This is a genomic window from Variovorax monticola, from assembly GCF_051216855.1.
In the GTDB taxonomy this organism is placed as follows: Bacteria; Pseudomonadota; Gammaproteobacteria; order Burkholderiales; family Burkholderiaceae_C; genus Variovorax.
On record NZ_JBPJZP010000001.1, the window covers coordinates 540,068 to 552,158 of the forward strand.

The 12,091-nt window shown below is 68.7% G+C and carries 10 protein-coding genes; 8 read left to right on the forward strand and 2 right to left on the reverse strand.

Annotated elements, in window-relative coordinates:
• The first annotated feature begins 73 nt into the window (after positions 1–73).
• The 8 genes from deoC to ACSFA5_RS02430 all read left to right on the forward strand — a co-directional run bounded on the left by deoC (position 74) and on the right by ACSFA5_RS02430 (position 9,878).
• On the forward strand, positions 74–1,150 hold the full coding sequence (gene deoC, locus ACSFA5_RS02395; protein ID WP_435442403.1) for a deoxyribose-phosphate aldolase: 1,077 nt from the start codon (positions 74–76) through the stop codon (positions 1,148–1,150).
• Between the two features lie 4 nt (positions 1,151–1,154).
• Positions 1,155–3,584, forward strand: coding sequence for an aldehyde dehydrogenase family protein (locus ACSFA5_RS02400; RefSeq protein ID WP_435442404.1), 2,430 nt, complete (start codon positions 1,155–1,157; stop codon positions 3,582–3,584).
• A 126-nt stretch (positions 3,585–3,710) separates the two neighbouring features.
• A complete protein-coding gene (locus ACSFA5_RS02405; RefSeq protein WP_435442405.1) occupies positions 3,711–4,163 on the forward strand; it encodes an RbsD/FucU family protein in 453 nt (150 codons plus the stop codon).
• Between the two features lie 4 nt (positions 4,164–4,167).
• Entirely contained in the window at positions 4,168–5,145 is a 978-nt protein-coding gene (locus ACSFA5_RS02410) for a ribokinase (RefSeq protein ID WP_435442406.1), read from the forward strand.
• On the forward strand, positions 5,142–6,197 hold the full coding sequence (locus ACSFA5_RS02415) for an ABC transporter permease (protein ID WP_435442407.1): 1,056 nt from the start codon (positions 5,142–5,144) through the stop codon (positions 6,195–6,197). The genes ACSFA5_RS02410 and ACSFA5_RS02415 overlap by 4 nt, the downstream gene beginning before the upstream one ends.
• A 9-nt stretch (positions 6,198–6,206) precedes the next feature.
• The gene (locus tag ACSFA5_RS02420) at positions 6,207–7,211 is read left to right on the forward strand and encodes a substrate-binding domain-containing protein (RefSeq protein ID WP_435442408.1); all 1,005 of its coding nucleotides are present in this window, start codon (positions 6,207–6,209) and stop codon (positions 7,209–7,211) included.
• 22 nt (positions 7,212–7,233) lie between these two features.
• Positions 7,234–8,829, forward strand: a complete 1,596-nt coding sequence (locus ACSFA5_RS02425; protein ID WP_435442409.1) for a sugar ABC transporter ATP-binding protein — start codon at positions 7,234–7,236, stop codon at positions 8,827–8,829.
• On the forward strand, positions 8,826–9,878 hold the full coding sequence (locus tag ACSFA5_RS02430; RefSeq protein ID WP_435442410.1) for an ABC transporter permease: 1,053 nt from the start codon (positions 8,826–8,828) through the stop codon (positions 9,876–9,878). Before ACSFA5_RS02425 ends, ACSFA5_RS02430 begins: the two co-directional genes overlap by 4 nt.
• Before the next feature lie 29 nt (positions 9,879–9,907).
• Here ACSFA5_RS02430 and ACSFA5_RS02435 read toward each other — a convergent pair whose 3' ends face one another.
• Both ACSFA5_RS02435 and bla read right to left on the reverse strand, forming a co-directional pair.
• Positions 9,908–10,816 carry a hypothetical protein gene (locus ACSFA5_RS02435; protein ID WP_435442411.1) on the reverse strand — a complete coding sequence of 303 codons (909 nt, stop codon included), beginning with the start codon at positions 10,814–10,816 and terminating at the stop codon, positions 9,908–9,910.
• 250 nt (positions 10,817–11,066) lie between these two features.
• Positions 11,067–11,954, reverse strand: a complete 888-nt coding sequence (bla, locus tag ACSFA5_RS02440) for a class A beta-lactamase (RefSeq protein ID WP_435442412.1) — start codon at positions 11,952–11,954, stop codon at positions 11,067–11,069.
• Positions 11,955–12,091: the final 137 nt, after the last annotated feature.

The following is a 12,091-nucleotide window of genomic DNA, read 5'->3' on the forward strand; positions in this document are numbered from 1 at the left end:
CGGAGACAAAAGACATGCCCTTTGCCTGCCTGCCGCACCCGCGGCGCCCGCGCACCACCGCGCTCCCCACGCCATGACATCCACTTCACTCGTTCGCGCCAGCGGCGCGGTGCGCTCGCGCCCGGCGCCACCCGCCACGGCGCTCGCCGCGGCCGCATCCGCAACACCAGCACCGGCTGCACCGGCTGCACAGCCCCACACTGCCGCACGCAACACCGCGCAACCCTTCGACAGCGGCTGGTTCGAAGGCATCCGCATCAACCTCTCGGCCGCCGAGCGCCGCGTGGCCACGCTGCCCGGTCGCCGCTCGGTCAAGAAAGACGCGCAGGCCGGCTGGCTGCTGAAGGCCATCACCTGCATCGACCTGACCACGCTCAACGGCGACGACACGGCCGAGCGGGTGCGCCGGCTCTGCGCCAAGGCGGTGAGCCCGGTGCGCCCCGACCTGCTGGCCGCGCTGGGCTTTGCAGACCGCACGCTGCACACCGGCGCGGTGTGCGTGTACCACCGCTTCGTGTCGACGGCGGTCGAGGCGCTCGCGGACACGGGCATTCCGGTGGCGGCGGTGTCCACCGGCTTTCCGGCGGGGCTGATTCCGCACGAGCTCAAGCTCAAGGAGATCGAAGCCTCGGTGCGCGACGGCGCGGCGGAGATCGACATCGTCATCACCCGCGAGCACGTGCTCACCGGGCAATGGCAAAAGCTCTACGACGAGATGCGCGACTTTCGCCTGGCAGCCGGCGAAGCGCATGTGAAAGCCATTCTTGCCACGGGCGAGCTGAAGACGCTGCGCAACGTGGCGAAGGCCTCGATGGTCTGCATGATGGCCGGTGCCGATTTCATAAAAACCTCCACCGGCAAGGAAGGCGTGAACGCCACGCCGCTGGTCACGCTGGTGATGCTGCGCATGATCCGCCAGTACGAGGCCCGCACCGGCTTTCGCGTGGGCTACAAGCCGGCCGGCGGCGTTTCCACCGCGAAGACGGCGCTCGACTACCAGGTGCTCATGAAGGAAGAGCTGGGCCGCCCCTGGCTCGAACCCGGGCTCTTCCGCATCGGCGCCTCCACGCTGCTGGCCGACATCGAGCGCCAGCTGGAGCACCACGTCACCGGCCGCTACTCGGCCTTCAACCGCCACCCGATCGGATGACCCGATGAGCAGCCAGAACAACACGACCACCCGCAGCGTCGCACGCTATTTCGACACCATGGACTACGGCCCCGCGCCAGAGAGCGACACCGACGCGCGCCAGTGGCTCGCGCGCCATGCGGTGGGCTTCGGCCACTTCATCGACGGGCACTTCACTGCGGCGACCACCGGTGCGCATTTCGAGACCTTCGAGCCCGCCACCGGCCAGCGCCTGGCCCGCATCGCCCAAGGTTCCGCGCAGGACGTGCACGCCGCCGTGGCCGCCGCGCGCACCGCGCAGCCCGGCTGGCTCGCGCTCGGGGGCCATGGCCGCGCACGCCACCTCTATGCACTGGCGCGCCTGGTGCAGCGCCATGCGCGCCTGCTGGCCGTGGTCGAGGCGCTGGACAACGGCAAGCCGATCCGCGAGACCCGCGACCTCGACGTGCCGCTGGTGGCGCGCCACTTCTATCACCACGCCGGCTGGGCGCAGCTGCAGGAGCGCGAGTTCGCGGACCAGGTGCCGCTGGGCGTGGTCGGCCAGATCATTCCGTGGAACTTTCCGCTGCTGATGCTCGCGTGGAAGATCGCGCCCGCGCTCGCGCTGGGCAACACGGTGGTGCTCAAGCCCGCCGAGCTCACGCCGCTGAGCGCCCTGCTCTTCGCCGAACTCGCCGCACAGGCCGGCCTGCCGCCGGGCGTGCTGAACGTGGTGACCGGCGACGGCGCCACCGGCGCGGCGCTGGTCGCGCACGAAGGCATCGACAAGATCGCCTTCACCGGCTCGACCGACGTGGGCCGAATCATTCGCGAGGCCACCGCCGGCTCAGGCAAGTCGCTCACGCTGGAACTGGGCGGCAAGTCGCCCTTCATCGTGTTCGACGACGCGGACAGCGACGCCGCCGTGGAGGGCGTGGTCGACGCCATCTGGTTCAACCAGGGCCAGGTGTGCTGCGCCGGTTCGCGGCTGCTGCTGCAAGAGGGCATTGCCGACGACTTCATCGGGCGCCTGAAGCGCCGCATGCAGAGCCTGCGCGTGGGCTCGCCGCTGGACAAGGCCGTCGACATGGGCAGCCTGATCGACCCCACGCAGCTGGAGCGCGTGCGCGCGCTGGTGGCCACCGGTGTGCGCGAAGGCGCCAGCTGCTACCAGGCGCCGGGCGCGCTGCCGCCGGGCGGCAGCTTCTTTCCGCCGACGCTGCTGACCAACGTGCACCCCGCCTCCACCGTGGCGAGCGAAGAAATCTTCGGCCCCGTGCTGGTGACGATGACCTTCCGCACGCCCGACGAAGCCGTGGCGCTGGCCAACAACACGCGCTACGGCCTGGCCGCGAGCGTGTGGAGCGAGACCATCGGCCTGGCGCTGGGCATTGCACCGCAGCTGCAGGCCGGCGTGGTGTGGGTCAACGCGACCAACCTGTTCGATGCGGGCGTGGGCTTCGGCGGCTACCGCGAGTCGGGCTACGGCCGCGAAGGCGGGCGCGAGGGCTGCTACGAATACCTGAAGCCGCGCGCCTGGGCCGAGCGCAAGCCGCGCTCCATGCAAGCGACCGCAGAAGCCGCGAACGAAACGACCAAGGCGCAGGCCAAGCCGTCGTCCACGCTTCCGGCCATCGATCGCACGGCCAAGCTGTTCATCGGCGGCAAGCAGGTGCGCCCGGACGGCGAACTGTCGCACCCGGTGTTGGCGCCCAGCGGGCAGCGCGCGGGTGAAGTCGGCACGGGCAACCGCAAGGACATTCGCAACGCAGTCGCCGCCGCGCGCTCGGCCGCCGGCTGGTCGAGCGCCACGCCGCACCGCCGCGCGCAGGCGCTGTACTACCTGGCGGAAAACCTCTCTGCCCGCGCTGAAGAATTTGCCGCGCGCATCGCCAGCCTCACCGGCGTGGCCGCACGCGCCGCGCAGGCCGAAGTCGATGCGTCCGTAAGCCGCCTCTTCGCCTACGGTGCGTGGGCCGACAAATACGAAGGCACGGTGCACGTGCCGCCGTTGCGCGGCGTGGCGCTGGCCACCGTCGAGCCCATGGGCGTGGTCGGCGTGGTGTGCCCGGACGAGGCGCCGCTGCTGTCCTTCGTGAGCCTGTTCGCGCCGCTCATGGCCATGGGCAACCGCACGGTGATCGTGCCGAGCGAGAAGCACCCGCTGATCGCCACCGACTTCTACCAGGTGCTCGAAACCTCCGACCTGCCCGCCGGCGTGATCAATCTCGTGACCGGTCCTGCAGCGAGCCTGGCCCAGACACTGGCCGAGCACGACGACGTCGATGCGCTGTGGGCCTTCGGCACCAAGGAGCTTTCGCGCAACGCCGAGCGTTTGTCGGTGGGCAACCTCAAGCGCACGCTCGTCGACCACGGCCTGGCCACCGACTGGTCCGACGCAGCCTCGGCCGAAGGCCCGCTGTTCCTGCGGCATGCCACGCAGGTCAAGAACATCTGGATTCCCTACGGTGAATGAACGTGCGAACGAACGTGGCGCGCACACCGAAACCAAGGGAAATCCCCGAATAGCAAACGTTTGCGCAAACGTTTTCCTTACTGAAGAATTGCAGCCACAAGAACAGTTCCATTTGCAGGAGACCACATGCTGAAGTCCATCCATCCGCTGCTCAACGCCGACGTGCTGTACGCCCTGCGCGCCATGGGCCATGGCGACGAACTGGTGCTGTGCGACGCCAACTTTCCCGCCGACTCGGTGGCACGCCAGACCACGCTGGGCCGGCTGCTGCGCATCGACGGCGTGGGCACGACCGAAGCGGCGCGCGCCATCCTGTCGGTGCTGCCGCTCGACGAAGCGGTGGACGACCCGGCACGGCGCATGGAAATCATGGGCCAGCCCCACGAGATTCCGCCGGTGCAGCAGGAGATGCAACGCGAGATCGACGCAGCCGAAGGCCGCTCGCGGCCGTTGGGTTCCATCGAGCGCTTCGCCTTCTATGAAGCGGCGCGCCGTGCCTACTGCGTGATCGCTACCGGGGAGCGCCGCTTCTACGGCTGCTTCGTGTTCAAGAAGGGCGTGATCGCCCCGGAGGCCTGACGCCATGGCTGTCGCACCTTCGCATGCCGCACAGGCGCCACACCAGCGCGGCGTGGCCGTGCTGGGCATCTTCGTGGCCGACCTCGCATTCCGAGCGGCCAGCCTCCCCGGCGTGGGCCAGACCATCGCGGGTTCCGGCTTTGCCATGGGCCCCGGTGGCAAGGGGTCGAACCAGGCCGTGGCAGCGGCGCGGGCGGGCGCGGGGGTGACGTTCATCTCCAAGCTCGGACAGGACGCCTTCGGTGCCAACGCACTCGCGCTGTGGGCGCAGGAGGGCATCACGCCGCGCGCACCCCAGGTGAGCACGCAGCCGACCGGTGCAGCCTTCATCTACGTGCACGAGGTCACCGGCGCCAACGCGATCATCGTGGTGCCCGGTGCCGCGGCCCTCATCGACGCGGACGACGTGGAGGCCGCTGCCGATGCCATCCGCGGCGCGCGCGTGTTCGTCACGCAGCTGGAGCAACCCGCGGGCGCCGCGCGGCGCGGGCTCGAGCTGGCGCGCGCCGCCGGCACCGTGACGGTGTTCAACCCCGCGCCCGCCCTCCCCTTCGACGACGCGCTGTACCCGCTGTGCGACTACATCACGCCCAACGAGCACGAGGCCGCGGCGCTGAGCGGCATTGCGGTGGAAACCATCGACGACGCGCGCCGCGCAGGCGACTTCTTCCTCGCCAAGGGCGTGGGCTGCGCGCTCATCACCCTGGGCGACAAGGGCGCGCTGCTGCACAGCGCCAGCGGCTCGGTGCACATCCCCGTGTTCAATGCCGGTGCCGTGAAGGAAACCGCCGGCGCGGGCGACGCCTTCAACGGCGGCTTTGCGGCGGCGCTCGCCGAAGGCGCCTCGCCGCTGGAAGCCGCGCGCTTCGGCTCCGCGGTGGCCGCCATCTCCGTCACGCGCGCCGGCACCGCACCGTCGATGCCCACGCGCGCCGAAGTCGATGCGCTGATGAACCGCGCCAGCGGAAGGGCCCTTGCATGACCTCCCGGTTCTCCGACCGCGAACTGAACTTCCTGGTGGCCATCAACGTCGTGATCCTCGTGGTTGCGACCGTGCTCTCCAGGGGCGACTTTCTCGACGTCTACAACTTCCAGTCCATGGGCGGCCAGCTGCCCGAGCTCGGCCTGCTGGCCATGGGCGTGGCGCTGTCGATGATCTCGGGCAACGGCGGCATCGACCTGTCGGGCGTGGCCCTGGCCAACCTGGCCGGCGTGGTGGCGGCCACCGTGGCGCCGATGCTCGTGGCGTCCGATGTGTCGCCCTGGCTCTACACCGGTTGGTTCGCGGTCATCGCGCTGGCGGTGGGGTTGGGCGGCGGGCTGCTCAACGGCTTGCTCATCGCGCGCGCCGGGCTCACCCCCATTCTCTGCACGCTGGGCACGCAGTTGCTCTACACGGGCCTGGCGGTCGTGCTCACCGGCGGCTCCAGCCTGCGCGTGGGCAGTGCCGAGCCGCTGTCGGCCATCGGCAACGAGATGGTGCTGGGCGTGCCCATTCCGTTCGTGATCTTCGTGGCCATGCTGCTCGGCGTGGGCTGGCTGCTCAAGCAGAGCCCGTTCGGCATCCGGCTGTTCCTGCTGGGCACCAACGCCAAGGCGGCGCGCTACGCGGGCATTTCGCAAAGCCGCATGCTCATTGCCACCTACGCGCTGTGCGGCGTGCTGGCGGCGGTGGCGGGCGTCGTCATCGCAAGCCGCACGGCCAGCGTGAAGTCGGACTACGGCAACTCCTACCTGCTGATCGCCATCCTCATCACGGTGATGGCCGGCGTGCGGCCGCAGGGCGGCTACGGGCGCATGGTGTGCCTGTTCTTCTCGGCCGTGGCGCTGCAGCTGCTGTCGAGCACCTTCAACCTGCTGGGCATTTCCAACTTCTTCCGCGACTGCGCCTGGGGCCTGCTGCTGCTGTTCTTCCTGGCATCGGCGCGGTTCAGCCTGGGCGACCTGCGCAGCTTCATTTCCGTTTCGCGCACCAGCGCACCGCCGCATCAGCCCCCTCCTGGCGCGACGCAACAACGAACCACCGAGGGCTAGGAGACAACAATGCTGAAGAAAACAAAGATCGCCTGCACCGTACTGGCCCTGGGCACCGTGGCCTTCGCCTCGGCGCTGCATGCGCAAGGCAAGCCGCAGGACATCGTCACCGTGGTGAAGATCACCGGCATCAGCTGGTTCAACCGCATGGAAGTGGGCGTGAAGGAGTTCGGCGCCAGCACCCCCGGCGTGGCCACGCGCCAGATCGGCCCGGCTCAGTCGGACGCCGCGCAGCAGCAGCGCCTGGTCGAAGACCTGGTGGCCAAGAAGGTCGACGCCATCGCCGTGGTCTCGATGGACCCGCCCACGCTGGAGCCCGTGCTCAAGCGCGCCATGGAGCGCGGCATCAAGGTGGTCACGCACGAGGCCGACAACCAGAAGAACACCATGGTCGACATCGAGGCCTTCGACAACACGGCCTACGGCGCGCGCATCAACGAGCGCCTGTCCGCCTGCATGGGCCAGCAGGGCAAGTGGACCTCGCTGGTCGGCTCGCTGGGCAGCCAGTCGCAGGTGCAGTGGGCCGACGGCGGCGCGACCAACGCCAAGAAGTACCCCAAGATGACGCTGGTCGACGCCAAGAACGAGTCGCTCAACGACGCCGAAAAAGCTTACGGCAAGGCCAAGGAAATGCTGCGCAAGCACCCCGACCTGAAGGGCTTCCAGGGCTCGTCGTCGCTCGACGTGCTGGGCATCGGCCGCGCGGTGGAAGAAGCCGGCCTGCAGGGCAAGATCTGCGTGTACGGCACGGGCCTGCCGAGCGAGGCGGCCAAGTTCCTGGAGTCGGGCGCGGTCGGCGGCATCGCCTTCTGGGACCCGAAGGACGCCGGCATCGTCATGAACAAGGCGGCCAAGATGCTGCTCGACGGCAAGACCATCACCGACGGCGCCGACATGGGCGTGCAGGGCTACAACAAGGTCTCGGTCAAGAAGGGCCCGGGCGTCGGCATCATCGTCACGGGCCAGGCCTGGGTCGAGGTCGACAAGCAGAACTACAAGAAGTACGCCTTCTGATATTCGCGAAAGCTTCGAGCACATGACTCTTTCCGCACCCCTCGCGCCTTCCACGCGGGCCCCGGTGCCCGGCACCGGGCGCCGTGTCTTCCTCGAAGTACAGGACGTGCACAAGCGCTTCGCGGGCGTGCACGCGCTGCGCGGCATCGACCTGACGATCGAGGCCGGCGAGATTTATCACCTGCTCGGCGAGAACGGCTGCGGCAAGAGCACGCTCATCAAGATCATCTCGGGCGCGCAACCGCCGAGCCAGGGACGCATCGTGATCGACGGGCGCCCGCACGAATCGCTGTCACCGCTGGAGGCGCTCACGCTCGGCATCGAGACGGTCTACCAGGACCTGTCCCTGCTGCCGAACATGAGCGTGGCCGAGAACGTCGCGCTCAGCGAGCAGCTGGTCGCCACCGGCGGCAAGCTGGCGCGGCGTTTCGACCGCAAGGCGGTGGCCGCCACGGCAGTGCGCGCGCTGGCCACCGTGAAGCTGCCGACCGATGCGGCCTTTCTGGCGCGCCGCGTCGACGAGCTGCCCATCGCCACGCGGCAGCTGGTGGCCATTGCGCGCGCCGTGGCCACGCGCGCGCGCATGGTCATCATGGACGAGCCCACCACCTCGCTCACGCAGAAGGAGGTCGACAACCTCGAGCGCGTGGTGGAGGCGCTGCGCGCGCAGGACGTGGCCGTGCTGTTCGTGAGCCACAAGCTCGACGAGTGCATCGCCATGGGCGGCCAGGCCATCGTGTTCCGTGACGGCACGAAGGTGGCGCAGGGACCGATCCGCGATTTCACCAAGGCCGAACTCGCGCACTGGATGACCGGCAAGCAGCTCGACGGTGCGCGCTACCGCCACCAGACGCACGGCGGCGACGCCCTGCTCGAGGTCGATGCGCTGGGCCGCGGCGCGCAGTTCAGCGACGTGAGCTTCACGCTGCACAAAGGCGAGATCCTGGGCATCACCGGGCTGCTCGACTCCGGCCGCAACGAGCTGGCGCTGGCGCTGGCCGGCGTGCAGGCCGCGGACCACGGGCGCATGGCGCTCGACGGCAAACAGATCACGCTGAAAACACCTTCCGACGGCATTCGCCAGGGCATCGGCTACGTGCCCGAAGACCGCCTGAGCGAAGGCCTGTTCCTCGACAAGCCCATTCGCGACAACATCGTGACGGCCGTGCTGAGCCGGCTGCGCGGGCGCTTCGGCGCGCTCGACGGCAAGCAGTGCCAGGCACTGGCCGAGCGCACCGTGCGCGAGCTGCAGATCGCCACGCCGGACGTCGACCGCCCGGTGCAGTCGCTGTCGGGCGGCAACCAGCAGCGCGTGCTCATCGGCCGGTGGCTGGCCATCGACCCGCGCGTGCTGATACTGCACGGCCCGACCGTGGGCGTGGACGTCGGCTCCAAGGACACCATCTACCGCATCGTGCAGCGGCTGGCCGAGCAAGGCCTGGGCGTGATCCTGGTGAGCGACGACCTGCAGGAGCTGCTGCAGAACTGCGACCGCATCCTGCTGATGCGCAAGGGCCGCATTGCCAACGACTTCGACGCGCAGGGCCTGGCCGAGAGCGAGCTCTACCACGCGCTGGTTTCCGACACCCCCACCCCTGCTTCCCCCGCATTCTCATGACGGCATCCACCATGCAAGCGCCCACCACGCCCGCGCCTTCTTCCGCGGTGCAAGCGGCACCCAAGCCACCGAGCTCCTGGCGCGGGTGGCTCGCGCAACGCCCCTCTGTCTTCACGCTGGCGCTCATCGTGCTGGTGTGCCTGGTGGTGGGCGCCATCAACCCGAGCTTCTTCCAGCTGCCGGTGCTGATCGACATCGTGCGTGCCTGCACGGTGGTGGGGCTGTTCGCGCTGGGCGTGCTCATCGTGCTGGCCGCGGGCGGCATCGACGTGTCGTTCGCGGCCATTGCGGCACTCACGATGTACAGCATCACCAAGCTGGTGCTGAACTACTTTCCGGAGACGCACATCGCGGTGTTGCTGGTGGCGGGCGCGGCCAGCGGCGCCTTGCTGGGCGTGCTCAACGGGCTGCTGGTGCACTGGCTGAAGGCGCCCTCGCTCATCGTGACCATCGGCACGCAGTACCTGTACCGCGGCATTCTTCTCACCTTCGTGGGCACCGTGTTCTTCATGAACGTGCCCGCGCCCATGGACGCCTTCGGCAAGCTGGCGCTGTGGCGCTTCGACACCCCGCAGGGCCTGCACGTGGTGCTGCCCGCCACGGTGCTGGTGCTGGCCGGCGCCGCGGTGTTGACGTGGTGGCTGTTGAACCGCACGCTCATCGGCCGCGCGGTGTACGCCATCGGCGGCAGCCTGGCCATTGCGGAGCGGCTGGGCTACAACCTGCGCACGGTGCACGTCTTCGTGTTCGCGTACGCGGGTTTCCTGTCGGGGCTGGCGGGCATCGTGCACGTGTCGAGCACGCGGCTGGCGAACCCCTTCGACCTGGTGGGCAACGAGCTGGACGTGATTGCCGCCGTGATTTTGGGCGGCGCCCGCATCACCGGCGGCAGCGGCACCGTGGGCGGCACGCTGCTGGGCGTGGTGCTGGTCACGCTGATCAACAACGTGCTCATTCTGGCGGGCGTGCCGAGCACCTGGCAGAAGGTGATCATCGGCGCGTTCATCCTGGTGGCGGGGGCCTGCTTCGCGATGCGCAAGCAGGGCTGAGCAGGCCCGCGAAGTTCCGCCAGAACGGCTTACCTGACGACCTTGCCGCTCGCGACGTCGGTCACCGAGCCGTCGACCAGGCTGATGCGGTAGATCTCGCGCGTCACGTTGCCCGAAAAGGCCAGCTCGACGATCGACACGTCGCGAAAGGTGGTGTCGATGCCCTGGGGCAGCGCGGTGTTGAAGCGGGCCGCCACCTGGTTCATCGACGCCTGCAGCGCCGGGGTGAACGGCGCCATGCTGTAGACCAGCGTGTTGTGCGGGTTGTGCGAACGCAGTTCCTTGCCGTCCTTCACCACGTTCACGCCGCTCACGCCCACCGTCTTCACGAGGTCTTTGCCGGCGTCGCCCATCCGGGCGTAGACAGGGCCGGTGACGCGCGGCAGCGGGCCGTCGCGCAGCGGCGCCATGGCGGCGGTGGTCACGGTGTTGTAGGCCATCATGTCCTCGAAGCCCTGGCCGGTCTTCACGATGCCGAGGTCCAGCCACCAGGGGCGGCCCGCGTCCTTCGCGGCCTCGGTCGTGTAGAAGTTCTTCAGCGTGAGCTTGATGGGCGCCGGCGGCTTGGGCAGTGCCTTGAGCATCTTCTGCGGCGTGGTCGGGTCGGCGCTGTGGATGTGCACCACCGTCACGTGCGGAATGTTGAAGTTCTGCGCCTCGGCCTGCAGGCCGAGGCCCACCAGGTCTTGCCGCAGCGCCGGGTACACGCGCGCGTCGAGCACGTCGTTGACCTCTTTCGGCAGCTTGTAGACCACGCCGTAGGTCGTCTTGTGCGCACGGAACTCGGGCTGACCGATGCTGCTGTTGTCGATGGCGGTCGCGGAGGGGGCAGAGAGGGCAGAGGGGGAGGTGGGGGCGAAGGTGCCGCACGCGGTGACGAGCGAGCCGAGGGCGATGGCGCAGGCCAGGGGCCTGAGGGTCTTGAAGGGGCGGATCATTGCAATTCCATTTGCAGGATAAAGGCATGACGGCGAGCCGTCACGACAAGGCACGGTCGGGCTGCAGTTGAAGCAAGCACCGACCGCAAATGGGATGGAAGGGATCGCGGGGTTTCAGCGACCTTCGCAAGGCGTTGCGTAGCCGCGTTTGTAGTTATTGCAATGATTTCCACAATCACCATTTATGCCACTATCGTGCGCGACGGACATGACGTTTCCTTGACACCCTGAACAGCGCCCCTGCGCCTTGTCAGCCGGCGAGCGCGGCCACCGCGATGCGCGTTGCCGACGCAATGACGTCGTTGCGTCCCTTGGCGTCTTGCTGCGGAAACGTCAGGTACACCGACAGCACCAGCGGCGCACCGGCCGGCGGCCAGACCACGCCGGTGTCGTTGGTGCTGCCGTACGAGCCCGAGCCCGTCTTGTCGCCGACCTTCCAGCCTGCGGGCACGCCGGCCAGGAAGCGTTCGGTGCTGGTCGTGTTGCCCAGCAGCCATGTCTTCAGTTGCTCGCGCTGCGCCGCACCCAATGCATCGCCCAGCGCCAGCCGCTGCACGCTGTCGGTCATGGCCGCGGGCGTGGTGGTGTCGCGCAGGTCGCCGGGAATGGCGGTGTTGAGCTCGGGCTCCGTGCGGTCGAGCCTGAAGGTCGCGTCCCCGATGCGGCGCGAGAACGCCGTCACTTCCGGCGGACCGCCGAGCAGTTTCAGCAGCACGTTGGCCGCCGTGTTGTCGCTGTACTGCACGGTGGCTGCGCACAGTGCGGCCACGCTCATGCCGGCGCCCACGTGCTTCTCGGTGATCGGTGAATAGGCGACCAGGTCGCTCTTGCCGTAGCCGAGTTGCCGCGACAGCAGGCCGGCGTCTTTCGCGCTGCGTTCGAGCACGGCGGCCGCCAGCATCAGCTTGAAGGTGCTGCACAGCGGAAAGCGCTCGTGCGCCCGGTGCTGGATGCGCGCGCCGCTGCCCGTGTGCAGCGCGGCCACGCCCAGGCGGCCGCCGCAGGCGCGCTCCAGTTCGGCGAGTTGCGCTTCGAATGAAGACTGCGGGCCGTTGCGAGACCAGGCAGTGCATGCGCTGGCCAGCGGCAACACGGACGCGGCCAGCAGCAAGGTGCGGCGCTGTACGGATGACTTCATTTCGTTCTTCTTTCCTTGGGGCGAGTGGATGGGACGAACGCATCGTAGGAGCGCTGCCTTCGATGTTCCAGCCAGCCGCCGGTGCGCGGCGTCCCGGGTGTATCGGCTGTAACGGCGCGCAACAGTCAGGCGGGCCT